Here is a 25,725-nt window from a genome sequence, read left to right on the forward strand (position 1 = left end):
AGAAACATGTTGCTGATCGAATGTCCGTGGTGCGGGCCGCGCGCCGAATCCGAGTTCACGTGCGGCGGTGAAGCCGACATCGTGCGCCCGGTTGCGAACGAGAACATGACCGACCGCGAATGGGGCGAATATGTGTTCATGCGCGAGAACAAGCGCGGGATCCACCGCGAGCAGTGGCTGCACACGCAGGGCTGCCGCCGCTGGTTCAAGGTCACGCGCGACACGGTGACCTACGATATCAAGGGCTACGAAAAGTTCGGTGGCGCAGCCGCCGGCAACGCACACGAAGAGGGCACGAGCAAATGAGCCAGAAAGACCGCCTCGGCACCGGTGGCCGCATCAATCGCGCGATTCCGCTGACGTTCACGTTCAACGGCCGCACGTATCAGGGCTTCCAGGGCGACACGCTCGCGTCCGCGCTGCTCGCGAACGGCGTGCACTTCGTCGCGCGCAGCTTCAAGTACCACCGTCCGCGCGGGATCGTGACGGCGGACGTCGCGGAACCGAATGCCGTCGTGCAGCTCGAGACCGGCCCGTACACGGTGCCGAACGCGCGCGCGACCGAGATCGAGCTGTACCAGGGCCTCGTCGCGACGAGCGTGAACGCGGAGCCGTCGCTCGAGAACGACAAGTACGCGATCAACCAGAAGTTCTCGCGCTTCATGCCGGCCGGGTTCTACTACAAGACCTTCATGTGGCCGCGCAACATGTGGCCGAAGTATGAAGAGAAGATCCGCGAGGCCGCCGGCCTCGGCAAGGCGCCCGAGGTGCTCGACGCCGATCGCTACGACAAGTGCTACGCGCACTGCGACGTGCTCGTGGTCGGCGGTGGCCCGTCGGGCCTCGCCGCCGCGCATGCTGCCGCGACGGCCGGCGCACGCGTGATTCTCGTCGACGACCAGCGCGAACTCGGCGGCAGCCTGCTGTCGTGCCGCGCGGAAATCGACGCGAAGCCGGCATTGCAGTGGGTCGAGAAGATCGAGGCCGAACTGCGCAAGCTGCCCGACGTGACGATCCTGTCGCGCAGCACCGCGTTCGGCTACCAGGACCACAACCTCGTGACGGTCACGCAGCGCCTGACGGATCACCAGCCGGTGTCGATGCGCAAGGGCACGCGCGAGCTGCTGTGGAAGGTGCGCGCGAAGCGCGTGATCCTCGCGACCGGCGCGCATGAGCGTCCGATCGTGTTCGGCAACAACGACCTGCCGGGCGTGATGCTCGCCGGCGCGGTGTCCACCTACGTGCATCGCTACGGCGTGCTGCCGGGCCGCAACGTGGTCGTGTTCACGAACAACGACCGTGCATACCAGACCGCGCTCGACCTGAAGGCGTGCGGCGCGAAGGTGACGGTGGTCGATTCGCGTGCTTCGTCGAACGGCGCGCTGCCCGCGGCCGCGAAGCGGCAGGGCGTGACGGTGATGAGCGGTGCGGTCGTGACGGCTGCTTCGGGTAAGTGGCGCGTATCGTCGGTCGACGTCGCGTCCTACACGAACGGCCAGACCGGCGGCAAGCTGCAGTCGCTGCCGTGCGACCTCGTCGCGATGTCGGGCGGCTTCAGCCCGGTGCTGCACCTGTTCGCGCAGTCGGGCGGCAAGGCGTGCTGGAACGACGAGAAGGCCTGCTTCCTGCCGGGCAAGCCCGTGCAGGCGGAAGCGAGCATCGGTGCGGCCGCTGGCGAGTTCGGTCTCGCCCGTGCGTTGCGGCTCGCGGTCGACGCGGGCGCCGAAGCGGCGAAGGCAGCGGGCTTCACGGCCGCGCAGCGCCCCGTCGCGCCGCAGGTCGCGGAAACCGTCGAAGGCGCGCTGCAGCCGTTGTGGCTCGTCGGCAGCCGCGAGGCCGTCGCACGCGGGCCGAAGCAGTTCGTTGACTTCCAGAACGACGTGGCGGCCGCCGACATCCTGCTGGCCGCGCGCGAAGGCTTCGAGTCGGTCGAGCACGTGAAGCGCTACACCGCGATGGGCTTCGGCACCGACCAGGGCAAGCTCGGCAACATCAACGGGATGGCGATCCTCGCGCAGGCGCTCGGCAAGACGATTCCGGAAACGGGCACGACGACGTTCCGCCCGAACTACACGCCCGTGTCGTTCGGTACGTTCGCGGGCCGCGAGACGGGCGACTTCCTCGACCCGATCCGCAAGACGGCCGTGCATGAATGGCACGTCGAGCACGGCGCGATGTTCGAAGACGTCGGCAACTGGAAGCGGCCGTGGTATTTCCCGAAGAACGGCGAGGATCTGCATGCGGCCGTGAAGCGCGAATGCCTGGCGGTGCGCAACAGCGTCGGCATCCTCGACGCGTCGACGCTCGGCAAGATCGACATCCAGGGTCCGGACGCGGTGAAGCTGCTGAACTGGATGTACACGAACCCGTGGAACAAGCTCGAGATCGGCAAGTGCCGCTACGGGCTGATGCTCGACGAAAATGGGATGGTGTTCGACGACGGCGTGACGGTGCGCCTCGCCGACCAGCATTTCATGATGACGACGACCACCGGCGGCGCGGCGCGCGTGCTCACGTGGCTCGAGCGCTGGCTGCAGACCGAATGGCCCGACATGAAGGTGCGGCTCGCGTCCGTCACCGATCACTGGGCGACGTTCGCGGTGGTCGGCCCGAAGAGCCGCAAGGTCGTGCAGAAGGTGTGCCAGGACATCGACTTCGGCAACGACGCGTTCCCGTTCATGAGCTACCGGAACGGCACCGTCGCGGGCGCGAAGGCGCGCGTGATGCGGATCAGCTTCTCCGGCGAGCTCGCCTATGAAGTGAACGTGCCGGCCAATGCGGGCCGCGCGGTGTGGGAAGCGCTGATGGCTGCCGGTGCCGAGTTCGACATCACGCCGTACGGCACCGAGACGATGCACGTGCTGCGCGCGGAGAAGGGCTACATCATCGTCGGCCAGGATACCGACGGCTCGATCACGCCGTACGACCTCGGGATGGGCGGGCTCGTCGCGAAGTCGAAGGACTTCCTCGGCAAGCGTTCGCTGTCGCGCTCCGATACGCAGAAGGAAGGCCGCAAGCAGTTCGTCGGCCTGCTGACCGAGGACGAACAGTTCGTGCTGCCGGAAGGCGCGCAGATCATCGCGAAGGACACGCAGGTGTCGGCGGTCGATCCGACGCCGATGATCGGCCACGTGACGTCGAGTTATTACAGCCCGATCCTCAAGCGCTCGATCGCGCTGGCGGTGGTGAAGGGCGGCCTGAACAAGATGGGCGAGAGCGTCGTGATTCCGCTGGCCAACGGCAAGCGCGTCACCGCGAAGATCTCGAGCCCGGTTTTCTACGATACCGAAGGGGTGCGCCAGCATGTGGAATGAAACGAGAAACCAGTCGCAAGTGGCGGGCGCGGGCGTGACGCTTGAGTCGCCGTTCGTCGGCGCGGCCGATGTGCTGAAGCCGCACCAGGCGCGCGCGTCGAAGAAGTTCATGCTGCGCGAGCGGGCGTTCCTCGATCTCGTGAACGTGCGCGGCGAACTGAGCGACCCGGCATTCGTCAGCGCGTTCGAGCGCGTGGTCGGCTGCCGGCCGCCTTCGGCGCCGAACACGGTGGCGCGCGGCGCCGAGTACGACGTGCTGTGGCTCGGTCCCGACGAGTGGCTCGTGCGTTCGAACGGGCCCGTGCAGGCGGGCGTGCTCGAGGCGCAACTCGCGGAGGCCGTGCAGGGTTCGTATGCGGCGGCCGTCGACGTCGGCAGCGGCTACACGGTGGTCGAGGTCAGCGGCGAACGCGTGCGCGACGTGATCGCGCGCGGCTGCCCGCTCGATCTGCATCCGCGCGTGCTCAAGCCGGGCCAGTGCGCGCAGTCGCACTACTTCAAGTCGCCGATCACGCTGATCCCGACCGGCGACGATACGTTCGAGATCGTCCTGCGTCGCAGCTTCGCCGACTATTTCGTGCGCATCATGCTCGACGCCGCGGCGCCGCTCGCATCATGAAGCCGTTCGACGAACCGTTCGTGGCGATCGACGCGCCGCGCCTGCGCGGGCGTGGCTGGAGCGTGTTCGTCGACGAACTGAAGGTGCCCGCTCGAATCGGCATCCACGCGCACGAACACGAGGCGCCGCAGCCGATCGTGATCGATGCGCGGCTCGGGTATCGCTGCGAGCCGAGCGAGCAGGGCGAGTGGATCGACTACGACGGCTACTGCGCACGCGTCGCGTCGTTCCTGTCGCACAAGCCGCATACGCGGCTGCTCGAAACGCTCGTCGCCGATCTCGCGGTCATGTCGTTCCGCGAATGGCCCGCGCTGGAGTCGCTGACGTTGTCGATGTACAAGCCGAAGATCCGGCCGGGGACGAAGCGCGTCGGCGTGTCGCTCGACTGGACGCGTGGGGATTACCTGCGGTGGACGGGGGCGGCGGGGCAGCTGTGACGGGCTGAGCAGTCCGTATCGTTTCAAGGCGGCGCGTCATGACGAAGTCACGACGCGCCGATTCCCGTCCATGCAATGACGGAAACGCGTTGCTGCCCGCGAGAACGCAGGCTTTCATCGAATTTCTTCACGCGCATTTCGCGTGCGATTAATGGACGGTCGGTGTGTGACGTCGCACGTCCTGCCGCGTCGGGATCGCACGCGCAGTGTGCCGTGCGCTTACTTCACGTTGTGGCTCGCGGCGCGTGCCGCGTTCGACGGATCGCTGACCGGCACCATGCGCGCGTTCGTATCGTTCACGCCTTTCGCGCCGTCTTCGGGTTCGAGCACGAAGCGGAACGTGTCGACCCGCTGCATCACCTTCGCCGCATACGCATTCGATCCGCCATAGTTTTTCAGCCCGGCCTGCACGTTGCCGCCGGCTGCCCGCACATAGCCCGACAGGATCTTCGAGCCGGCCTCGACGTTCGCATTCGGTTCGGTCAGGTCTTTCACGTTGCGCAGCATGCCGCGGTGCGCGGAAGGCACCACCTGCATCAGCCCGGTCGCGCCATGCTGGCCACGCGCCTTTTCCTGGAAGCGCGATTCGATCGAGATGATGGCGTAAACGAGTGCCGGAGGCAGCGAATATTTCGTCGCGGTCAGGCTCACGATATCGGCGAGCTTCGCGGCACGCTCTTTCGCGACGCCGAACTTCTTCGTCAGGTAGGACGTGATGCGGCGGTTTGCTTCGTTTGGCTGATCGTTCGCGAGCGGGGCGGAGGCCTCGGCCGGCGCGGAGGCGATCGCTTCGGGCGCGGAGGCAGGCAATGCGGGCGCCTGCTGCGCCGAGGCCTGGTGCGCGATGCCGAGCGCAAGCACGATCAGCCAGGGAAACCGTCGTCGCATGGTGGATTGCGGGGAAATGGGAGGCGCATAGTATATCGGCCAATCGTTCGGACGTGTGCGAGCGCGGGCTCGACTGAAAGCACGATGTAGGCTTTTGTAGGCGCGTGCTCCGGACAGCCCCGATCGTTGCACCAACACGTATCGGAGTCCGGATGAAGCGCGGCCGGATTTTCTCTCGCGTCCCCAATTTCATGCGCGGGGTAGCGATCGCAGATGCGTGCTACGCCCGCCGCGCGCTGGCCACCCGTGCAAGCGCGCCGATCGCATCGCTGACCAGCACCGCGAGCAGCCCGACGATCACGCCGCCCTGCAGCACGAATGCCGTATTCGACGTCTGCAGGCCCGCGATGATCACGTCGCCGAGCCCGCGCGCGGCGACCGTCGACCCGATCGTCGCGGTGCCGAGATTGATCACGACCGCGAGCCTGATGCCGTTCACGATCACCGGAAACGCGAGCGGCAGCTCGACCGACACCAGTTGTTGCCAGCCGCTCATCCCCATCCCGCGCGCGGCTTCGACGACATCGCGCGGCACGTCTTCGAGCCCTGCGATCGTGCTCTCGAAAATCGGCAGGAGCCCATACAGAACGAGCGCGATCAGCACGGGTTTCAACCCGAAGCCGACGGCCGGCACCGCGAGCGCGAGCACCGCGACGGGCGGAAAGGTCTGGCCGATGTCGACGACGCTGCGCGCAACCGGCAGGAAATCCGCGCCGGACGGCCGCGTAACGGCGATGCCGGCCGCGACTGCGACCACCGTGCCGATCAGGCTCGACAGCACGACGGTGCCGAGATGCGCGAGCGTGAGGTCGAGCAGGCTCGCGCGATCGTAGATGACCGGCGCGCCGTTGTCCGCGAACGGCGCGAACATGCCCTGCAGCCACGCGGGGCGCAACAGCAGCACGAGCAGCAGCGCGAGCGCGGCCGCGCGCATGACATGCGCGGGCAGCCGTCGCGGCAGGGGCGAACGCGCGAGCCGCGTCGTCATGCGGGTTTTCTCGCGTGCGCGCGGATCGCATCGAGCGTGATGCGGCGCGGCGCATCGCGCCCATTGCCGTCGTCGACCGGCAATGCGTCCGCGCCGCGCCACAGCAGCTCGGACACCGCGTCGCGCAGCGTGCGCGTCGCGGCGATCGGCTCGCCGTCGGCGCGACCGGGCTCGGCTACCGCGTCGATCGGCGTCAGCGCGAGCAGGCGCAGCGGCCGGTCGACGCCGGCGACGAGCTGCTCGACGACACCCGCGGCCGGCTTGCCGAGAATCTCGGCCGGCGACGCGACTTGCAGCAGCCGTCCGCCATCCATCACCGCGATCGTGTCGCCAAGCTTCAGCGCTTCCTCGATATCGTGCGTGACGATCACGACCGTGATGCCGAGGCGGCGCTGCAGCGCGTACAGATCGTCCTGCGCCTTGTTGCGGATGATCGGATCGAGCGCGCCGAACGGCTCGTCCATCAGCAGCATCGCGGGCTCGGCCGCGAGCGCGCGCGCGACGCCGACGCGCTGCTGCTGGCCGCCCGACAGTTCGTGCGGCAGCTTGTCCGCGAACTCGGCCGGTGCGAGATGAAACAGGTCGAGCAGTTCGCGCACGCGCGCTTCGATGCGCTCAGCCGGCCAGCCGAGCAGGCGCGGCACGGTCGCGATGTTGCGCGCGACGCTCCAGTGCGGAAACAGGCCGTGCCCCTGGATCACGTAGCCGATGCGCCGCCGCAACTGCTCGGGCGGCACGCTCGCGGTGTCGACGCCGTCGATGCGGATCGTGCCGGCGGTCGGCGCGATCAGACGGTTGATCATCCGCAGCAGCGTCGACTTGCCGCTGCCCGATGCGCCGACGAGCGCGGTGATCGTGCCTTGCTTCATCGTCATCGATACGTCGTCGACGGCGACGACGTCGCCGAAGCGTTTGCCGATGCGTTCGATCTCGATCATGCGGTACGTCCCTTCGCGAGCGTGGTCGCGGCTTCGAACACGACGGCGGCCGCCAGCGCGAGCGCGATCGTCGGGATCGCGCCGAGCAGCACGAGATCGGCGGCCGATTGCCCGATCCCCTGGAAGATGAAGGTGCCGAAGCCGCCGCCGCCGATCAGCGCGGCGACCGCGGTCAGCCCGATGTTCTGCACGAGCACGATGCGCACGCCGCTCAGGATCACCGGCAACGCGAGCACGAGGTCGACGCACAGCAGCCGCTGCGCGCGCGTCATGCCCATCGCGCGAGCCGCTTCGGTCACATGCGGCGGCACCTGCTCGAGCCCGACCACGACGCTCGACGCGATCGGCAGCAGCGAGTAGAGAAACAGCGCGAGCACGGCCGGCGCGACGCCGATTCCGCGGATGCCGAGCGCGGCCGCGAGCGGCACGTGCGCGGCGAGCAGGCCGAGCGGCGCCATCATCAGCCCGTACATCGCGATGCTCGGGATCGTCTGCACGATATTGAGCACCGGCATGACGACGGTGCGCACCGGCGCGACCCGCGCGCAGGCGATGCCGAGCGGCAGGCCCGCGACGAGCGCGGCCGCGACCGATCCGCCCGCGAGCGACACGTGCCGGATTGCCTCGCGCCAGAAGTCGTCGCTGCGCACCGCGTATTCGCGCATCACGGACAGGCCGTCCCACCAGCCGCTCGCGAGCGGCAGCCATATCGCTGCGATCGCGACGACGAGCGCGACGAGGCGGCGCCACGGGCCGAATGCGAGCCGCGCGAGTGCGTCGGCCACCAGCACGGCCCACGCGAACAGCAGCAGCCAGGCGCCCGCCGCGGGCGACACGCGTGCGAGCACGTCGTCGGGTGCGACGACGTGCGTCGCCGAGGCACCGACCGCGTAGGCCAACGTCGCGAGCCACGTGCAGCCGGCCGCGAGCCGCCACGCGGGACGGCTCGCCGTCATCGCCCACAGCGCGCCGACGACCCACAACGCGGCGAGCGCGGCGCCCTGCACGGCGGGCAGCGCGGCTAACGCCGACAGCCCCGTGCCGGCCGCGATGCGGTTCGGCCGAAGCACCATGAACGGCATGCCGCATACCGCAACGATCGTCAGGACACCGATCAGGATGCCGACCTTGTCGAGCGTGACGCGCCGCGCGGACGGCACCGCGCGATCCGTCACTTGAGGAAGCCTTTCGACTTCAGGTAGCTCTTTGCCACGCCGGCGGCCGGTTCGCCGTTGATTTGAATGCGCGCGTTCAGCATCTGCAGCGTCTTCAGGTCGAGGCTTGCGAACACCGGCTTCAGGTACTCGTCGATTTGCGGATGCGCTTTGAGCACGACTTCGCGAATCACCGGTGTCGGCGCGTAGACGGGCTGCACGTGCTTGTCGTCGTCGAGCACGACCAGGCCGCTCGATGCAATCCCGCCGTCCGTCCCGTACACCATCGCCGCGTTCACGCCGTCGGTCTGGTTCGCTGCCGCCTTGATCGTCGCGGCCGTGTCGCCGCCCGACAGCACGACGAGCTGATCCGGTTTCAGCTTGAAGCCGTACGCCTTCTCGAACGACGGCAGCGCGGACGCGCTGTTCACGAATTCCGCCGACGCTGCGAGCTTCAGCTTGCCGCCGCCCGCGATCCACTTGCCGAAATCGGAGAAGGTCTTCAGGTGCTGCGCTTGCGCGACCGGCGCGAGCACGGCGACGCCCCACGTGTTGTTCGCGGGCGCCGGTTCGAGCCAGACGAGATGGTTCGCCGCATAGTCGAGCTTCTTCGCGGTGTCGTAACCCTGGCTCGCGTTCTTCCACAGGGGATCGTCGGCCTTGTTGAAGAAGAACGCCGCGTTGCCCGTGTATTCGGGGTAGATATCGATCTCGCCGCTCGTGAGGGCCTTGCGCACGATCGGTGTCGTGCCGAGCGCGATCTTTTCGGTGACGGGGATGCCATGGGCCTTCAGCACCTGTGCGATGACGTTGCCGAGCAGGTTGCCCTCGGTGTCGATCTTCGACGACACCACGACGGGCGTGTCGGCATGCGCGCCGGGTGCCACGACAGCGGCGGCGAACGCGAGGCCCAGGATTCGGGCGGACAGGGCGAGCTTCATCGGGGCCAATCTCCAGAACGGGGACGTTACGCCGAAAGTTACTTGACTGAGTCGGCTTTGGCAAACCATGTGCGGCGGCACGTCCACAGCGCGCGTGGGGGTAACCCGCACGTGTCACGCGCCGTTGTTACACTGGAACGCATTCCCGCCTGCGGACATTTGCTGACATGAAGCCTGAGCTGCTGGTCCTTATCGCGCTGCGCGGCGACGCGCACCGCCAGATCGCCGCGTCATACGACGTCCATCATGCACCGACCGCCGATGAACGCGCGCGCGCGATCGCCGACCACGGCAGCACCATCCGTGCGGTGTTGACCAACGGCAGCACGGGCCTCACTGCCGCCGAAATCGATCTTCTGCCGCAGCTTACGTTCGTCAGCGCGCTCGGTGCCGGCTACGAGCACATCGATGTCGCGCATGCAAATGCGCGCGGCATCACCGTGGTGACGGGCGCGGGCACCAACGACGATTGTGTCGCCGATCATGCGTTCGCGTTGCTGCTGGCGGCGGTGCGCAACGTCGTGCAGCTCGATGCGAACACCCGCGCCGGCGTATGGCGCGACGCGCTGCAGATGCCGCCGAACGTGTCGGGCAAGAAGCTCGGCATCGTCGGGCTCGGCAAGATCGGCGAGAAATGCGCGCGGCGCGCGGCCGGCTTCGACATCGAGATCGGTTATCACAACCGTTCCGCGAAGGATGTTCCGTATCGCTATTTCGATCGTGTCGATGCGCTCGCGCAATGGGCCGATTTCCTGATCGTCGCGACGCCGGGCGGCGCGGGCACGCGTCATCTGGTCGATCGCACGGTGCTCGACGCGCTCGGCCCCGGCGGCTTTCTCGTGAACGTGTCGCGCGGCAGCGTTGTCGATACCGCTGCTTTGGCGGATGCGCTGCGCGAACGGCGCATCGCGGGCGCCGGGCTCGACGTGTACGAAGGCGAGCCGGAGCCGCCGCGCGCGCTCACGGCGCTCGACAATATCGTGCTGACGCCGCACATGGGTGGCTGGTCGCCGGAGGCGCTCGATCGCTCGGTCCAGCAGTTTCTCGACAACGCCGCCCGTCATTTCGCGGGGGAGCCGGTGCTGACGCCGGTATGAGCGGGCGGCGCCGCGTGCGAAAGGCGAAAGGGGTGAAAGGCGCACCGGCACGAAGTCGAACCGGCCCCGCCAACAAGAGAAAAAAATGCGTCGCGGCCGCGAATGCAGCGCTGTGAAATGCGCGTCGCATGGCTGACGCGATCGCGTTGCCGATGAAGAACGGCGCCGTGCGACGGTGAAGCAAAGTCGCTCGGCGCCTTCGGTACGTTCCGCTCGGCGTCACGCGCATGCGATCGGAGCGATCGCACGCGCATGGCGGTCAGTCATAGCGAACGACCGCGTCGGCTCAGGAGGAAACGAGCGGCACCGTCACGGACGTGCCGGCCGGATCGAGCGCGAGACCCGTGCCCGGTGTCGGCCGCAGCGTCGCCTCGTTGTCGCTCGACAGCACGACGAGGCCGAGCTTGTGACCTGCTTCGAGCTTGTAGTCGCGCGGCATGAACGTCAGCTTCAGGTCATACGGCATCCCCGGCAGCACGGGCTGCGAGAACCAGTCAGACACGCGATTGCGCGGATCGGTCCATGCCCGCGTGACGATCGTTGCCGAGCCATCCGGTGCACGGTCGACCAGCAGCGCGGTCACGTTCGCGACGCCGGTGAAGGTCAGCCGCACGCGTGCGGTCGCGGTGCCGGACAGGCGCGTCGCGGCCGCGAACGGCGCCGTCTCGAAGCGGCTGCGATGCTCGCCGGTCGCGGCGTTCGCCAGCGTGAGCGCGGGAATCGACGCATCGTCGGTGAAGCGCACGAGCGGACCGCCGCTCGGCAGCCGCAACAGCGTGCCGGTGCCCGTGCCGTCGCCGCCCGCGAAGTACGCGACCGGCGTGGCGTGCCGCGCGGCCCAGTCGGCTTCCTTCAGCAGCGTGCCGTCGGCCTGCTCGACCACCGCGCGCGAATCGCGTTCGACGCCGTTGTCGACGCCGATCAGGTAGCGCGTGAACCAGCGGTTCACTTCGGCGGTCCACGCATCGGCCATCGCCGGCACGCGGGTCGGGTCGGTGTGCTTCAGGCGATGCAGCCACAGCTGCGTTGGCACGCCCTGACGCCGCATCGCCAGATACCACGACGTCGACTGGTCGACGCGCACGTTATCGTCGGTCAGCCCCTGCGCGACGAGGGCCGGCGCGACCGCCTGTGCGGTCGGAATGTCGCGTGCGGCCCAGAACGGCGAATAGTCGCCCGTCTTGCGGTCTTCCTGCTGCAATGCCTCGTCGATCAGGTGCGTGCAGCGCTCCGGATGCGCGTTGGTCAGCAGCGCCTTGATGTAGACGTCGACGTCCTCGCCCTGATAGCCCTCCGGCGCACGCACGAGCCCGCCCGAGCGGTAGTAGCCGTACATGTTCGACAGGCCGGCGATCGGCACGATCGCGTCGAGCCCGCGCGTGCGCAGGCTCGCGACCATCTTCGGCAGCGTGCCGTCGTACGACACGCCGTACATGCCGACGTGGCCCGTCGACCAGTTCGCGACGACCGGCTTGCCGCTCGCATCCTTTGCGGCGGCATCGCGGCCGAGCCAGCGGATCACCGACGCCATCGCGACGGATTCGTCGCGCGTGAGGATCGTCGGGCAGCCGTCGGAACCGGCGGTGCCGAGCGAATCCGCATAGACGATCGTGAAGCCGCGCGGAATGAAGTAGCCCTCGATCCACGAACGGCCAGCCGCGGCCGCCTCGAGTTGCTGCAGCATGCGCGTTTGCGGCGCCGCGGCCATGATGCGCGCGGAGGCGCCGGTGGCTGCCGCGGCCGCAGTGGTGGCCGGATGCGGGGTGCCGTCGAGTTCGACGTCGACGTCGTGGTTCGGGCTGTCGGCGAGCCCTGCATAGTACGGGCTTGCGAGCACGATGACGGGGGTGCGTGCGCCGTTGGCGGTTTCCGACGGACGCACGATGCGCACGTGAATGCGGTCGCGCGTGCCGTCGCCGTCGGAGTCGACCGGCGTGTCGACCCACGCGTTTTCCTCGATCGTGCCGCCGGATAGCGACGGCTGTACCTGACCGTTGGCGATCACCGGCTTGTAGCGCCCGCCGCTGGCGGGATTCGCGTACGGGACGCCGGACGGCGACACGGGCCCTTGCGCATTGTCGCCCTGCTGATCCTGGTTTTGCCCTTGACCTTGCGCGAGCGCGGACACGCCCGCCACGCTGCCGCCGTCATCTCCGCCGCACGCGGCGAGCGTCGCGGCTGCAACGAGCGCGGGTAGCCATGCGCGGCGCGATCCTCTGAAATGAAATTGCATTGCCGACCTCGTTCTTTTGATTGTGTGGATACGACCGTTCCGCGATACGCCCCCTGCGGGCCGGGCCGATTACTGCATGCGACGACAAGAAAACCGCATCATCGGGACAACGCCGGGCGACGTGTGCCCGCTGGAAAGCAGCGGCTTCGGACGGCATGTCATGCAGGACTGCAAAGTAAATGTGCGCATGCCGCGCATCCTTCCAGGTGAGACGGAACGACATCATTCGATGAGACGGGGATGTTGCGAGCTGCGGTGCTGCGCTGCGGAAAACACGACGCGACGCGCGTGCGGCGACGGAATGAAACGGATCGGCGGTTTCGGCCGCGCCGCGCATCGTGATGGCTTGCCGGTTCGCGTTTGCTTTCCGGAAGCTTGCGCAAAAGTTATCTCAGTGAAAACGGCGTGTCAAACTTTTTTAACTGTGAGTAAAAATTATTTGAAGCGCCATCGATGCGGCGCGTGGGGTGTGCTGGCGGTGCGTGTGTTCGGCGATGCGCCGGCCGCCGCTTCGCGCCGCATCGCCCGATGCAAAACGGGCGATGACGAATCGTCTTCGCCATCGCCCGCTCGCTGGTGCTTTCAGCCTTCCTTCCATTCATGAACGCCGGTGAAGTCACCCGTCGTCGGCCTTCGCCTGCAGATCCTTCAACCCCTGAATCACGACCAGCAGCGCACGCCCGTGCTCGTCGGAGCCGTCCCAGGCGTCGACGATCGCGTCGCGCAGCAGGTCGTTGTACCGGCGGCGCGCCGGGCCCGTATCGACGCCATAGAAACTGCATAGCTTGTTGAATGGCGCGCTGCGTCGCAGCCGGTGCCCGTTCGATAGCCGAAGGCGCGACACGGTCGGCTGGCTGACGCCGGAAAGTCGCGCAATTTCGCTGGACGAGCGCGTGTCCGCCATCAGACGGCGTAACAGGTCTTGTACAGGAAAATCATGGTCCGGGGCTTCCATGCGATACATTATACCTATACAGTTACGGTTGTTGAATGGGCTTGCTGTCACCAGCGAGGCTGTATCCCGAGAAAGTTGATGACACTGAAACACCTCCCTCCCACGTTCTGCTGGACGAAGATCGGTACCGAGTCCGGCGAGGAACTGCCGACTGTCGTCCTCCGCAAGGAATGGGAGCGCCGGCTCGGGGGCGGGCGTTTTCTGTGGGGGATCAACCAGCCGCTCGGCAGCAGCGCGCAAGTCGCCGCGCATCGCACGGGCTCGCTGCTCGCGCTGTTTTCGCCGGTCGCGTCGCGCACGCGGCCGGGCGAGCGCAGGCGCGAGGACGCGCTGCTATGGAATGCATGGGTCGACGCCAGTGGCCAGGTGCGGCCGTTGCCGCCGCACACATTCATCGCGAGCCGCTCGAAGCTGCCGTCGGGCCGGCGCCGCGAACAGCACTACGCACTCGTCTGCGCATCGTCCACCGCACTGACGGTCGGCACGCAACTGCGCGTGTTCCCCGATCACCTGCGCAGCGTGAGCACGGGCAAGCCGCTCGGCGTCGCGCAGGGCGCCGCCGTGGTCGATTGCATCGGGCGCGCGAAGGAGCAAACCGGCAAGAGCTATCCGCTCGCGCTGTCGGTCGAACTCGAAGCGCCGTATTTCGTGCGGCTCGCGCAGCCGTGTGTGCTGAAGGCGCGTGATCTTGCCGAGGTGAACAAGGCAACCCGCGCCGGCGATTTCGATTGCTTCGTCGAGTTGGTCGCGCGCTTGCGCGGCCGTTCGCCGACGGATGCCGTGCGCGGCGTCACGCGCGATCTGTTCGACGTGCCGCCGATCGAAACGGCGGCCGCCTATGTCGCGCCCACGCATGTCGCGCGACTGCGCAGCCGGCCCGCGGCCGAGCATCCGGGCGAGCTCACCGGCGATCTGTTCGATCTGTCGCCAGGCGAAGCGGCCGCGTTCGGCGGTCTCGCGCATCCGCGCATCGGGCGCGCATGACGTATTCGCCGCGCATGTGCGGCGCGTGACGCGAAGCAGGGCCGCTGAATGCGTGTGCAACGACACGCACGCAAGAATTTGTTGCAATGTCGCCGTAGCGGATCGGCAAGCGTCGCGCGACAATCGCCTCGAAGCGTGCCGCGTGGTGGCGCGTGCGCCGGCTGCTCGACGTCGTTCACGCCGCCGACATGCGCACCGCGCACGGTGGGCGTCGGTGTGCTTCACGCTGCAATCCTGAGGGAGAAGTGTCGATGTCGATCCACATCTGTTCGCGGGAAGCCCAGGCGGCGCAACGCTTCGTCGAAGCCACGCGCAACGTCGACCAGGCGTTTCGCGCCGTGCGCGGCGAAGGCGACGACGACGTTTCGTCGGCCGAATATGCGCGTGCGATGTCGCGCCTCGATCGCGCGCTCGACGAACTGGCGCGTGCGCAGGAGTGCTTCGATCGCGTGGTGAGCGCCGACGCGGCGCACGGCAACTGAACTCGATTCGCGGCTTCCACTTTCACTTCTGCTTATGCCGAGTCGCGCCGACCGGATGCTACGCGTAGCCGCCGTGCTGGAACGACGTCGCGAAGAACTGCATCTGGTAGCGGATCGCGTGCGCCCAGTAGTCCCATGTATGTCCGCCCGGACGCTCCGCATAGTCGTGCGGCACGCCGAGCGCGACGAGTCTTTGGTGCAGCGTGCGGTTCGAACCGACGAACGAGTCGTCGCGGCCGCAGTCGATCGTCAGGTCCAGATGCGCGCGGACGAAAGCGCGCGCGCTTTCGACGATCGCGTTGCGGTTCCAGAATGACGGATGGCGGCCGGGGTCGCCGAATACGTGGTCGATGCCCGGTTCGTCCTCGCAGCAGCGCGGATCGACCGCGCCGCTGATGCTGCCGACCGCGCCGAACGTGTCGGCCCGGTCGAGCGCGATGCGCAGCGCGCCGAAGCCGCCCATGCTGAGCCCTGTGATGGCGCGTGCGCCCTTGGTCGCGATCGTTCTGAAGTGCATGTCGACATACGACACGACTTCGTCGCCGACGAAGGTTTCGTAGCGGCTGCCCGAGTCGAATGGGCTGTCGATGTACCAGCTTTCATGCCCGCCGTCGGGCATCACGAGGATCACGCGGTAGCGATCGGCCAACGCGGCGATGTGCGTATTCGCGGTCCAGTCGGTATGGTCGCCGCCGGAGCCGTGCAACAGGTAGACAACCGGAAAGCGCTCGACGCCGCGTTCCGGACCGTGGCGCAGACGTGCGTAGTCGTCGGGCAGCACGACGGTCGCCTTCAGCGTCTGGTTCATCGCGGCACTCGGAATCGCGACGACCCGTGCCTGATAGGCGAGGGCCGGGCCCGCAGCGGCAAGCAGCAGGAGTAGCCAGAACGCGCGTACCAGATTCATGGAGCCTCACATCGGGAAAACCCTGTTCGGCGACTCTAGCAACCGTCCCTTTCAGCCATATTTCGGCGAAACCTACGGATTGTCAGGTGGCGGGCGCAGCCGGGCGAGCGTTCGCGTCAGCCGAGACAGCGTGCGAGCGTCTCGCGGAACGCGGCAGGCCGCTCGGCCGCCATCAGGTGCCCGCAGCCGGCCATCGTTTCGAAGCCGGCACAGCGCACGAGCGCCCAGTCGGGCACGTGCCAGCCCGCGCGCGAGCGTTCGCCCGCGACGAGCCACACCGGATGGCGCTCGAATACGTCGGCAAGCGCCTGCAGATAATCGGGTTCGCCCGTTGTCGCGACGACCGAGCGTCCCGTCGCGCGTAGCGTCGACGCCGGCTGATGCGCGAGCCAGCGGCGCGCGTCGTCGAGCTGGCGTGGTGACGGATCGTCGATCGCGCCGCGCAGCCAACCGAACGGATCGCCGCGCAGACCGTTGAGCATCGCGTCGGCTTGCGCAGCCGACATACGGCCGACCGATGCCGACCAGAACGCATCGTCGAGCGTGAAGTTGCCTTCGACGTTGACGATCCGGCGCACGCGCGCTGGATGCGCATCGGCGAACAGCATCGCGATCGCGCCGCCGACGGAGTGACCGACGATATCGACCGGCTGCGCGCCGAATTGCGCGTCGATTGCCTGCCGGACATGCTCGACTTGCGCGGCGAGCGTGATCGCGTCGGACGGCGCGCCGCGATGGATGCCGTAGCCGAGCAGGTCGGGGGCGAGATGCGGGCCGGGCCATTCGGGCACGTCGAACGTGCCGATGAAACCGTGGACGAAGACGACGGGCGGGGTGGGCGGGCTCATTGGGCGGTTGACGACGGAAGGGGCGGCAATTCGAGTTCGTCGAGCAGTTCGTCGAGTTCGAGCACGTGGGTGCGATCGTGGTCGAGCAGTTCGCGCACCAGTTCGTCGAGCGACATCCGGCGGATGCCGTCGCGCAGCCCGCAGCGCGCAAGTTCCGACGGTTGCAGCGAGGTGGCCGTCGCGCACAGCGCGGCGCGCCCGGTGCGGAACGCGGCAAGCGCGTCGTCGAGCGGCTGTGCGAGGTAGTCGCGCTGCGCGGCGAGCGCGGTCCCGTCGACGGACGCGATCACCGGCAGTTCGTGCGTGCGCACGACATCGATGCGTTCGGCGAACACCGCGTCGAGGTCGCGCAGGTGGGACGCATGTTCGACGAGCGAGAAACCGGTGCCGGCGGGGCGGCGCGTGACCAGCGCGGCGGGAATGTGCGCGGCATACGCGGCAACCCGGTCGGGCATCGCGGCCAGTGCGGCGACGACGTCGGCGAACGGCAACACCAGCGGAAACGGGCTGAATACTGCGCCGTAGCTGAACAGCGCGCCGCCGATCCGGCCGCGCGCCTGCACGACGTCGTGCCCGTGGCGGCGCATCACGTCGGCGACCATCGCGCCGCAGAACTGTCGGGCGGTCGTATCGGCTTCGATTTCGGGGAATTTGTGCGCGATTTCGTGATGGATCGCGCCGATCGCCGCGACGCCGACGCGCGACAGCGCCGCGAATTCGACATAGCGCCCGGGCTGCGCGATCAGCGCTTCGAGCTGTGCGCCGAGGGGTGTCGCACGAAAACGGTCGAAACGAGAATGCATGATGACAAGGCCTCGCCTGGTAACGTATCAAAACGATACGTTACCAGGCGAGGCGCCGTCAATCCGTTTATGCAGAGGATTCGGCCAGGGCGCCTGTTTCGATTGCGCTGCTGCGTCCCGGCCGGGCTAGCCTTACGCGCCGTGCTTGGCGTCCAACTCCGCGCGCAGCCGTGCTTCCTGTTCCTGCAGTTTCGGCGTGAATGCCTCGCCGAAGTCCTCGGGCGAGAAGACCTGGCGGATCTCGATATCCGATTCGGTGGGCATCGGATTCGGGCAGCGCTTGACCCATTCGATGGCTTCTTCCATCGAACTCACCTGCCATAACCAGTAGCCGGCGATCAGTTCCTTGGTCTCGGCGAACGGGCCGTCGATGACGGTCCGGTCCTTGCCGGAAAAGTGCACGCGCTTGCCGCGCGAACTCGGGTGCAGCCCTTCGCCGGCCAGCATCACGCCGGCCTTCACGAGTGCCTCGTTGTACCGGCCCATCGCGGCCAGCAGTTCGGTATCGGGCATCGTGCCCGATTCGGAAAAGGCCGTTGCCTTGACGATCACCATGACGCGCATTGTCGCTACTCCTTGAACGGGAAAGGGGGAACCCGCGATCGGCCGGCCGTGCGGACGGCCAAACGATCGGTTACGACACTACGACGCATGACGTGCGCGCAAATCGACAACGGGTGCAAAAAATTCTGCTGGCCAGTGACGGGGAGGCGGCAGACGTGCACAGCATCGCGTAACGGACGAGGTGCCCGGAGTGGAAGATCTGCTCGCGCGTGCAACCGGATGTGAATGGCACCGGCAACGGCCGCGGCGCGACGCGGCGAGTCGCGCAAGCCGGCCGATTCCGGTACGGGTCGATCGTGCGGCGGCGCGTCGGAGCCCTGGGGCAAAACTGGTATGCTGGTCAGCATCACGTTCATGTGGAGGGCGCCATGGCAACGAAGGAAGTCTCGAAGAAAAAGTACCTGAAGATTCTGAACAAGCGCCTGCGTGCCGAGCCGGATGCGCCGGCCGGCGCGTCGTTCGTGTTCTTCCCGCTCGGCGCGAAGGCCAAGCATGCGACGGGCGTCATATCCGGCGAGCCGTGCAGCAAGCGCGAGCTCGCGGTGATGGCCGCGATCCAGAGCAAGGCGGCCGCCGAATTCGTCGTGACCGGCACCTGACCGGCGGCCGGCGTCCGGCGGCCGCACACGGCAGCGCGTGCGTTACGCCGCGGCCGCCTCGCAATGTGCGATGACACCGGCGATCACGCGCGCAATGTCGTGCGTGATCGCCGGGCCGTGCATCGGCAGGATGATGTCGAGATCGAGCGCCTGGATGCGGCGCAGCGCGCTCGCCATGTGCGCGAGCGACGGCAGGTAGTCCGAGCGCGTGATCGCGTCGAGGATCGCCGGCAGCGGGTCGTCGGTCTCCTCCCTGCCGAAGCGCATCAGGATGTCCGACGACAGCAGTGCCTTGTACGCCGGCAGATACACGACCAGCGCATCCCACTGATGCACGTGCTTCGTGAAGAGCGGTACGACGTCGATGCCCGACAGCGTCGTCGGCTCGCCGTCCTTCAACGGAATCGCGCGCACGCCGAACACGTCGGCGAGCCCCCATGTACACATCGGATGTCCGTACGCGACGAGCGCCGGGTTGGCCGCGAGGAAGTCGGGTAGCGCGCCCATTTCATCGGCCTCGAAGTGCGGGACGATCACGTTGCTGACCATCGACGGCGCGATGCCGACGGTGTCGAGCGCCGCGCTCAGTTGCGTGAAGTTGGAACGCGTGCCCGTTTCGACGCACAGCACGTCGCCGTGCGACGATCGTACGAAGAACTGGCTGAAGCTCAGGTTCAGCGTGTCGACGTAGGACGTGGCGCGAAACAGGCCGTCGCGGACGGCGTCGATTCGGGAGGCGCTCATCGGGGATCCTCGCGCAGGGAAGGGGGCGGGCGCCGCGCCGCCCGCGCACCACGCGTTGCGGTGCGGCAGACGGCGGCAGTCGATCTTCCGATCCAGTCTAGCAGCGCCGCTCCGGATCCGCGAACCGGGGCAACCCCGTGGCGCGCGGTGTCAGTTCTTCAGCTTGTAGCCGGTGCGGAACATCCACGCGACGATCGCGAGCAGGATCGCGAGGAACAGCGAGGTGGCCGCGAGGCTGATCCCCACATGCACGTCGGCCAGCCCGTAGAACGACCAGCGGAAGCCGCTGATCAGATAGACGATCGGGTTGAACAGCGTGACGATGCGCCACGCGGGCGGCAGCATGTCGACCGAATAGAAGCTTCCGCCGAGGAACGTGAGCGGCGTGATGATCAGGAGCGGCACGAGCTGCAGCTTCTCGAAGCTGTCGGCCCAGATGCCGATCACGAAGCCGAACAGGCTGAAGGTGATCGACGTCAGCACGAGGAACAGCACCATCCAGAACGGATGCAGGATGTGCAGCGGCACGAACAGGCCGGCCGTCGCGAGGATGATCAACCCGAGCAGCAACGACTTCGACGCGGCCGCACCCACGTACGCGATCACGATCTCCCAGTACGACACGGGCGCGGACAATATCTCGTAGATCGTGCCCGTGAAGCGCGGGAAGTAGATGCCGAACGACGCGTTCGAGATGCTCTGCGACAGCAGCGACAGCATCACGAGGCCCGGCACGATGAACGACCCGTAGCCGATCCCGTTCACGTCGCTGATGCGCGAGCCGATCGCCGAGCCGAACACGACGAAGTACAGCGACGTCGAGATCACCGGCGCGATGATGCTCTGCATCAGCGTGCGACGCGTGCGGGCCATTTCGGCGCGGTAGATCGCGCGGATGCCGTGGAAATTCCAGTTCGCCATGTGCGTTAGGCCCCTTGTGTGCCGTTGCGGCGGTTGTCGATCAGGCTGACGAAAATGTCCTCGAGCGAGCTCTGCGTCGTATGCAGGTCGCGAAAGCCGATGCCGGCCGAGCCGAGCGCGTTGATCAGCTTCGCGATGCTCGCGTCGTCGCGCTGCGAGTCGTACGTATAGACGAGCGCGGCGCCGTCGTCCGCGCGTTCGAGCCCGAATGCGGCGAGTTCGTCCGGCACGGTCGCGAGCGGATGCTCGAGCTGCACCGTCAGTTGCTTCTTGCCGAGCTTGCGCATCAGTTCGCGCTTCTCTTCGACGAGCACGAGCTCGCCGCCGAGGATGATGCCGATCCGGTCGGCCATTTCCTCGGCTTCCTCGATGTAGTGCGTGGTCAGCAGGATCGTCACGCCGCTTTCGCGCAGCGAGTCGACCAGCTTCCACATGTCGCGGCGCAGCTCGACGTCGACGCCGGCCGTCGGTTCGTCGAGGAACAGGATGCGCGGCTCGTGCGACAGTGCCTTCGCGATCATCACGCGGCGCTTCATGCCGCCCGAGAGCGTCATCAGCTTGTTGTCGCGCTTTTCCCACAGCGACAGCGCCTTCAGCGTCTTCTCGATGTGCGCGGGATCGGGCGCCTTGCCGAACAGGCCGCGGCTGAACGACACGGTCGCCCAGACGGTTTCGAACGCGTCGGTCGTCAGCTCCTGCGGCACGAGGCCGATCATTTCGCGGGCGGCGCGGTATTGATCGCGGATGTCGTGCCCGCCGACCGTCACGCGGCCTTCGGTCGGCGTGACGATGCCGCAGATCGAGCCGATCAGCGTGGTCTTGCCCGCGCCGTTCGGCCCGAGCAGCGCGAAGATCTCGCCGGGACGGATGTCGAGGGTCACGTGCTTCAGCGCCTGGAAGCCGGACGCGTAAGTCTTGGAGAGGTCGGAGACGGAAAGGATCGGTTGCATGCTCACGGATGGCACGGCCGGTCGGTTCGACGCTGCGCGCCGCGCGTGCCCGGTGCCGCCGCTGCGAAGCGGCCGGTGTCGGGTGCGGCATGGCGAACGGGCGTCATGTCGAACGGCGTTGTGGTGCGGGATCGCAGGACCGCCATATTAGCAATCGGAAGATGGAAATGCATTTCGACGCAATGGACATGCGATGCGGGTGCCGAATTTGCGGTAAATGGTGTGTGATTCACTCAATAAAACGATGCTTTATTTGAATCGAGCGAACAATGCGTGCGGTTTTCGTGCAACCGGACGGCGATCGCGCTTTCGCGCGGCAGCGGGGCGGCCCGCAGGCCGACTGTGCCGCCTGAACGCCGTCGCGCCGTACCGGGACGGCGTGCGCCGCGCTCGTGATAATGCGTACCTTTCACGTCCCGGAGCGAAGCGCATGTCTTTGATCGATTTCAAGTCCGTCGCGGCCGCGCAGGCCGTTGCATGGAAATCCACGATCGTCGGCGAAGTCGGGCCCGCCCGGATCAAGGTGCTGCGCATGGACGCGCAGCCGTACGAAGCGGAAGTGCACGACTACAACGAAGGGCTGCTGGTGCTCGACGGCCGGCTGATGCTCGAGGTCGACGCGAAGACGGTCGTCGTCGAGGCCGGGCAGATGTACCTCGCGGTCGCCGGCTTGCGCCACGCGGTGCTGCCGGGCAGTCACGGCACGCTCGCGATCATCGACGTGTGAGGTCAACCCGCGCGACATGAACGCCGGCCGCCGGAGGCCCGCACGCCGGGCCTTGCATGAGGTCGACCGCCGACATTCAAACGCGCGTTATACAGCTCGTGTATTTGTCTGAGCAAATAAACTGAAGGCTGTTTGAAAAACTGTCAAATGCCGTGCTCGCACTAGGATCGCGCGGTTCGGCACGTTTGGAACTCTGCATCCATTTACTTGTGCGTAGCGTCCGATCATAGTCTCGACAAACGACGCATCACGATAACGAATCAAGCGTACGTACGGAGACCAATACATGAGATGCCTATCCGAGGGCCTTGTCGCATCGCCGTTTTCCTGCTTTTCGCCGGATGCGGGCACACCGCGCGTCGCGTGCTGCCTGCGTCATCGCATCGCGTTGTCGCTGTAGCGACGCACCACATTCCATTTCGATTTCCCCGATGGCGCCGTGCCGCATGACGGCGGCGCCGGATAGCGCTTGCCTGCCGCGTCGGTCCTGATCGCATTCGCGCGACCGGCGACGCGGCGCGCATTGCGCGCATCGTCATGCGCCGCGCGCCGTCGCGACGGCGCGATACCAACCGGCCGGCCACGCAGCCCGTCCGGGCGAGACGTGTCTTACCTCACAAGGAGGGGTTGATGCTTTGCATTCCTGATTGGCGGAAGGCGATCCTGTCGTGCGCCGTGCTGGCGCTGTCGTTCGTTGCCGGTTGCGGCGGCGGCGACGATCCGGGCCCGATCAACGTGCCCCAGTGCTCGGGTAGCGCATGCGGGCCGAGCGGCGCGGAAACGACGCCGCCCGTCGTGACGAAGCTGTGCCCGGATTCGCTCGACTACACGACGACCTACACGGGCGGCGCCGGCAGCGGCGAATACGTGAAGGTGAAGTTCGACACGACGAAGCTCACCTACCAGATGCAGTTCATCGAATCGTCGGTGCCGACGTCGGCGGGGCAGGTCAACGACACGCGCGCGGGCCTGACGATCAGCGGCGCGTTCCACCATCCGATCAATCTGCCGACCGCCGAGCAGAACCGCTGCGCGTTCGTGCTCGACAGCGGCGCGACGAGCGACGGCGCCTATGCGGTGACGATCAATCGCGCGGATCCGCCGATGCTGTTCGTCGGCAACGGGGTGGTCGGCGGCGGGATTCCGGGCGCGACGATCGCGTTCGCCGGTCTCGAGCCGTTCCCCGGCGTCGTGCTCGGCACCGTGCCGTCGCGCACCTTCGACTTCTATCCGTTCATCGGCTTCACCGATACTGAAACCGACTTCTCGAAGGTCGCCGGGAATTACAACGAACTCGGCATCCACCTGTCGCCGGTCGGCGGCAGCGCGCAGAGCAGCACGGGGGCGGTCGGCTGGCAACCCGATGTCGTCAACTGGAACCAGACGTTCAATGCCGACGGCTCGTGCACCATCACGGCCGGCAGCGACTACTCGTGCCAGACCACCGGAACGCCGTGGGCGTTGCGCAAGAACGCGGACGGATCGTCAGACAACGTGTTCGTGAGCCATCCGCTCGCGAACGCGGGCGGCAGCCTCATCTACCCGTTCGCGGGGCAGGGCTCGGCAATCGTCATCGTCGCGCCGAGTCAGGCGAAGGGCATCATGATCGTCGGCAAGCTGAACGGCGTGCTGGTGCCCGTCGTGATTCGCGTGGGCTACACGCATATCGACGCGAGCAACCTGCTGGCGTCGGTCGCCGATGCCGAAGTGGGGATCTCGATGCTGTCGCGGACTACGGCCGTCGCGGCCAATTCGTTGAAGGGCGGCTTCATCGGCGCAACGAGCGCATCCGCGTGCGGCGTCGTGGCACCCAGCACGGCGACGTTCGCGATCGCGACGGCGGGGCCGAGCTTCAACAACAACATCCCGCATCCGGATCTGCCCGGCACCTTCGACGGCACCTTCTTCCTGGCACAGGCCGGCAGTTGCAACGACGGTGCCGCCGTATCGACGATGGCCGCGAACTATACGTCGACGCTGTTCCAGGGCGCCACCGCGGCGTTCATCGACCCGCAGACGTCGTCGGTCACGTCGCAGTTCGCGCTCGACTACACGCAGGCCACGCCCGGCAAGGTCAAGGTCACGGCCTCGCAGGACTTCAACGCGAAGGGGGCGAACGGCAACGTGGCGATCTTCAGCAAGGGCGACACCGGCTGGCTCGTGACGGCCGGGAACATCTACGCGATGGTCGTCAACAACAACAAGGTCAACCCGTTCTTCACGGTCGGCGCGTTCGTCCAGTAACGACGGAACACCGAACACGGAACACCGGCGGCGCATGCGTCGCCGCCGGAGAATCTAAATTCAAGAGGATTCCTATGAATGGGAAGCATTGGTTGGCCGCGGCGTCGCTCGCGCCCGTGCTGGTCGCGTGCGGCGGCGATGGCGACCCGCCACCCGCGCCGGTGGTCCGGCTGTGTCCGCAGACGATCGACTACAACACCGTGTTCATCGGCGGGTCCGGCTCTGGCGAACTCGTGAAGGTGCAGCTCGACACGACGAGGATGACGTACCGGATGACCTACCTCGCATCGCCTGTGCCGACGACCACCGGCACGGTGCAGCCGACGCGCGACACGGCGCCGGCCAACGTGGTCGACGGCACGCTGGCCGACGAAACCGGCTTGCCGACCATGAAGCTGAACCAGTGCACGTTCCGGATGCAGAACGCGAGCCTCGACCCGAGCCGGCCGGCGCGCCTGTTCCTCGGAGAAGGCGTGCTGGGTGGCGCGATTCCGGGTGCGACGATCCAGTTCGACGGCGTGATCGGCGTGGGCAAGATTCCGAAGACGACGTTCCCGTACTACCCGTTCATCAGCTTCTCGTCGCTCGAAACCGACCTGACGAAGATCGCCGGCACGTACAACCAGCTCGGCTACCACCAGGTGCCGTCGCAGAACTTCCAGCCGGTGGCGCTCGACCAGCAGGTGACGATCAACGCGGACGGCAGCTACGTCGAGACCGACAACTTCGGCAAGAAGAACGGCGGGCAGCCGCTCGCATCGAGCGCGACCGTGAACCAGCCGTTCACGCTGCGCCCGGATGCGCCTGCGTTCCAGTCGCTGAACTACCAGCCGCAGATTCCGCCGACGCTCGCCGCGCTCGATCCGGCAAAAGCCGGCAAGGGCATGCTGATCGTCGGCAAGCTGCGTAACCAGCTCGTGCCGGTCTTCATCCGCACGGGTGCCGCGAACGCTGACCTCACGCAGGGCCCGCCGAGCGCGGACGACGAATCGGGCATCTCGTTCCTGAGCCCGCAGACGGCCATCGCCCAAGGCTCGCAGAACGGCGAGTACACGGGGGTCGACAGCGCGTTCAACTACCGCGCGACCGCGCTCGTCGGTGCGCAGGCGACGCTGCTCGATCCGTTCAATGCGTCTCAGGCCGCGCTCACGCGCGCGCTGAACCTCGACTACACGCAGAAGGTGCCGGGTGTCGTGACGACCGTGCACGCGGACGCGGCGTCGGGGCCGGCGACCGGCAAATTCGTGTTCACGGGCGGCGTGTTCGGGTTCCTCGACATGGCCGATACGAGCAATCCGTACTTCACGGTCGGCGCGTTCGTGCAGTGATCACACGCGGATGGAGACACGGCGGCGTCGCGCATTGCTGCGCGGCGCTCCGAAAGAACG

The 25,725-nt window shown here is 67.1% G+C and carries 26 protein-coding genes; 12 read left to right on the forward strand and 14 right to left on the reverse strand.

Annotation, left to right across the window (positions count from 1 at the left end; genetic code table 11):
• The first annotated feature begins 6 nt into the window (after positions 1–6).
• The 4 genes from ACV22W_RS08520 to ACV22W_RS08535 are packed head-to-tail and all read left to right on the forward strand — an operon-like array spanning position 7 to position 4,370.
• Positions 7–306 carry a sarcosine oxidase subunit delta gene (locus ACV22W_RS08520; RefSeq protein ID WP_059534095.1) on the forward strand — a complete coding sequence of 100 codons (300 nt, stop codon included), beginning with the start codon at positions 7–9 and terminating at the stop codon, positions 304–306.
• The gene (locus ACV22W_RS08525; protein WP_448018772.1) at positions 303–3,314 is read left to right on the forward strand and encodes a sarcosine oxidase subunit alpha family protein; all 3,012 of its coding nucleotides are present in this window, start codon (positions 303–305) and stop codon (positions 3,312–3,314) included. Before ACV22W_RS08520 ends, ACV22W_RS08525 begins: the two co-directional genes overlap by 4 nt.
• Positions 3,304–3,933, forward strand: a complete 630-nt coding sequence (locus ACV22W_RS08530; RefSeq protein ID WP_059600288.1) for a sarcosine oxidase subunit gamma — start codon at positions 3,304–3,306, stop codon at positions 3,931–3,933. The genes ACV22W_RS08525 and ACV22W_RS08530 overlap by 11 nt, the downstream gene beginning before the upstream one ends.
• On the forward strand, positions 3,930–4,370 hold the full coding sequence (locus ACV22W_RS08535; RefSeq protein ID WP_059452158.1) for a dihydroneopterin aldolase: 441 nt from the start codon (positions 3,930–3,932) through the stop codon (positions 4,368–4,370). The genes ACV22W_RS08530 and ACV22W_RS08535 overlap by 4 nt, the downstream gene beginning before the upstream one ends.
• Positions 4,371–4,589: 219 nt before the next feature.
• Here the strand turns inward: ACV22W_RS08535 and ACV22W_RS08540 are convergent, their stop codons facing one another.
• The 5 genes from ACV22W_RS08540 to osmF form a co-directional block, all read right to left on the reverse strand.
• The gene (locus tag ACV22W_RS08540) at positions 4,590–5,258 is read right to left on the reverse strand and encodes a transglycosylase SLT domain-containing protein (protein WP_448018773.1); all 669 of its coding nucleotides are present in this window, start codon (positions 5,256–5,258) and stop codon (positions 4,590–4,592) included.
• A gap of 220 nt (positions 5,259–5,478) precedes the next feature.
• On the reverse strand, positions 5,479–6,246 hold the full coding sequence (locus ACV22W_RS08545; RefSeq protein ID WP_448018774.1) for an ABC transporter permease: 768 nt from the start codon (positions 6,244–6,246) through the stop codon (positions 5,479–5,481).
• A complete protein-coding gene (locus ACV22W_RS08550) occupies positions 6,243–7,184 on the reverse strand; it encodes an ABC transporter ATP-binding protein (protein ID WP_448018775.1) in 942 nt (313 codons plus the stop codon). Before ACV22W_RS08550 ends, ACV22W_RS08545 begins: the two co-directional genes overlap by 4 nt.
• Positions 7,181–8,359 (reverse strand): ABC transporter permease, encoded by a 1,179-nt coding sequence (locus ACV22W_RS08555; protein WP_448018776.1) that lies wholly within the window; start codon positions 8,357–8,359, stop codon positions 7,181–7,183. Before ACV22W_RS08555 ends, ACV22W_RS08550 begins: the two co-directional genes overlap by 4 nt.
• On the reverse strand, positions 8,356–9,279 hold the full coding sequence (gene osmF / locus ACV22W_RS08560) for a glycine betaine ABC transporter substrate-binding protein OsmF (protein WP_448018777.1): 924 nt from the start codon (positions 9,277–9,279) through the stop codon (positions 8,356–8,358). The genes ACV22W_RS08555 and osmF overlap by 4 nt, the downstream gene beginning before the upstream one ends.
• A 167-nt stretch (positions 9,280–9,446) precedes the next feature.
• On the opposite strand from osmF, the gene ACV22W_RS08565 reads away from it, so the two are divergent.
• Positions 9,447–10,376 carry a 2-hydroxyacid dehydrogenase gene (locus tag ACV22W_RS08565; RefSeq protein ID WP_448018778.1) on the forward strand — a complete coding sequence of 310 codons (930 nt, stop codon included), beginning with the start codon at positions 9,447–9,449 and terminating at the stop codon, positions 10,374–10,376.
• Positions 10,377–10,662: 286 nt separating this feature from the next.
• On the opposite strand, the gene ACV22W_RS08570 is transcribed toward ACV22W_RS08565, so the two are convergent.
• Positions 10,663–12,609: a Xaa-Pro dipeptidyl-peptidase gene (locus ACV22W_RS08570; protein ID WP_448018779.1), complete on the reverse strand. Its 1,947-nt coding sequence runs from the start codon at positions 12,607–12,609 to the stop codon at positions 10,663–10,665.
• Between the two features lie 76 nt (positions 12,610–12,685).
• Between ACV22W_RS08570 and ACV22W_RS08575 the strand changes: the two genes are divergently transcribed.
• Positions 12,686–13,213 carry a hypothetical protein gene (locus tag ACV22W_RS08575; RefSeq protein WP_448018780.1) on the forward strand — a complete coding sequence of 176 codons (528 nt, stop codon included), beginning with the start codon at positions 12,686–12,688 and terminating at the stop codon, positions 13,211–13,213.
• A 12-nt stretch (positions 13,214–13,225) separates the two neighbouring features.
• Here the strand turns inward: ACV22W_RS08575 and ACV22W_RS08580 are convergent, their stop codons facing one another.
• Positions 13,226–13,564 (reverse strand): helix-turn-helix domain-containing protein, encoded by a 339-nt coding sequence (locus ACV22W_RS08580; RefSeq protein ID WP_044844401.1) that lies wholly within the window; start codon positions 13,562–13,564, stop codon positions 13,226–13,228.
• Positions 13,565–13,642: 78 nt separating this feature from the next.
• Here ACV22W_RS08580 and ACV22W_RS08585 point away from each other — a divergent pair, with 78 nt between their 5' ends.
• Together ACV22W_RS08585 and ACV22W_RS08590 are read left to right on the forward strand one after the other, a co-directional pair.
• On the forward strand, positions 13,643–14,548 hold the full coding sequence (locus ACV22W_RS08585) for a hypothetical protein (RefSeq protein WP_448018781.1): 906 nt from the start codon (positions 13,643–13,645) through the stop codon (positions 14,546–14,548).
• 251 nt (positions 14,549–14,799) lie between these two features.
• A complete protein-coding gene (locus tag ACV22W_RS08590) occupies positions 14,800–15,030 on the forward strand; it encodes a hypothetical protein (protein WP_448018782.1) in 231 nt (76 codons plus the stop codon).
• A 58-nt stretch (positions 15,031–15,088) separates the two neighbouring features.
• Here ACV22W_RS08590 and ACV22W_RS08595 read toward each other — a convergent pair whose 3' ends face one another.
• The 4 genes from ACV22W_RS08595 to ACV22W_RS08610 form a co-directional block, all read right to left on the reverse strand.
• Entirely contained in the window at positions 15,089–15,937 is an 849-nt protein-coding gene (locus tag ACV22W_RS08595; RefSeq protein WP_448018783.1) for an alpha/beta hydrolase, read from the reverse strand.
• Between the two features lie 116 nt (positions 15,938–16,053).
• Positions 16,054–16,785, reverse strand: a complete 732-nt coding sequence (locus ACV22W_RS08600; RefSeq protein ID WP_448018784.1) for an alpha/beta fold hydrolase — start codon at positions 16,783–16,785, stop codon at positions 16,054–16,056.
• Complete coding sequence (locus ACV22W_RS08605) at positions 16,782–17,588, reverse strand: DinB family protein (protein WP_448018785.1); 807 nt, start codon at positions 17,586–17,588, stop codon at positions 16,782–16,784. Before ACV22W_RS08605 ends, ACV22W_RS08600 begins: the two co-directional genes overlap by 4 nt.
• A 132-nt stretch (positions 17,589–17,720) precedes the next feature.
• On the reverse strand, positions 17,721–18,152 hold the full coding sequence (locus tag ACV22W_RS08610; protein WP_448018786.1) for a YciI family protein: 432 nt from the start codon (positions 18,150–18,152) through the stop codon (positions 17,721–17,723).
• A gap of 368 nt (positions 18,153–18,520) precedes the next feature.
• Here ACV22W_RS08610 and ACV22W_RS08615 point away from each other — a divergent pair, with 368 nt between their 5' ends.
• Positions 18,521–18,751, forward strand: a complete 231-nt coding sequence (locus tag ACV22W_RS08615) for a hypothetical protein (RefSeq protein ID WP_448018787.1) — start codon at positions 18,521–18,523, stop codon at positions 18,749–18,751.
• A 42-nt stretch (positions 18,752–18,793) separates the two neighbouring features.
• On the opposite strand, the gene ACV22W_RS08620 is transcribed toward ACV22W_RS08615, so the two are convergent.
• The 3 genes from ACV22W_RS08620 to ACV22W_RS08630 form a co-directional block, all read right to left on the reverse strand.
• A complete protein-coding gene (locus ACV22W_RS08620; RefSeq protein ID WP_448018788.1) occupies positions 18,794–19,495 on the reverse strand; it encodes an MBL fold metallo-hydrolase in 702 nt (233 codons plus the stop codon).
• A 150-nt stretch (positions 19,496–19,645) separates the two neighbouring features.
• Positions 19,646–20,416 carry an ABC transporter permease gene (locus ACV22W_RS08625; protein WP_059534134.1) on the reverse strand — a complete coding sequence of 257 codons (771 nt, stop codon included), beginning with the start codon at positions 20,414–20,416 and terminating at the stop codon, positions 19,646–19,648.
• A 5-nt stretch (positions 20,417–20,421) separates the two neighbouring features.
• Positions 20,422–21,366 (reverse strand): ABC transporter ATP-binding protein, encoded by a 945-nt coding sequence (locus tag ACV22W_RS08630; RefSeq protein ID WP_059702375.1) that lies wholly within the window; start codon positions 21,364–21,366, stop codon positions 20,422–20,424.
• Positions 21,367–21,796: 430 nt separating this feature from the next.
• On the opposite strand from ACV22W_RS08630, the gene ACV22W_RS08635 reads away from it, so the two are divergent.
• The 3 genes from ACV22W_RS08635 (at position 21,797) to ACV22W_RS08645 (ending at position 25,665) form a co-directional block, all read left to right on the forward strand.
• On the forward strand, positions 21,797–22,093 hold the full coding sequence (locus tag ACV22W_RS08635) for a cupin domain-containing protein (protein ID WP_059534137.1): 297 nt from the start codon (positions 21,797–21,799) through the stop codon (positions 22,091–22,093).
• 630 nt (positions 22,094–22,723) lie between these two features.
• Positions 22,724–24,337, forward strand: coding sequence for a DUF2957 domain-containing protein (locus ACV22W_RS08640; RefSeq protein WP_448018789.1), 1,614 nt, complete (start codon positions 22,724–22,726; stop codon positions 24,335–24,337).
• A gap of 74 nt (positions 24,338–24,411) precedes the next feature.
• Positions 24,412–25,665 carry a DUF2957 domain-containing protein gene (locus ACV22W_RS08645; RefSeq protein ID WP_448018790.1) on the forward strand — a complete coding sequence of 418 codons (1,254 nt, stop codon included), beginning with the start codon at positions 24,412–24,414 and terminating at the stop codon, positions 25,663–25,665.
• The last annotated feature ends 60 nt before the right edge of the window (positions 25,666–25,725 follow it).

The organism is Burkholderia sp. AW49-1 (genome assembly GCF_053427845.1).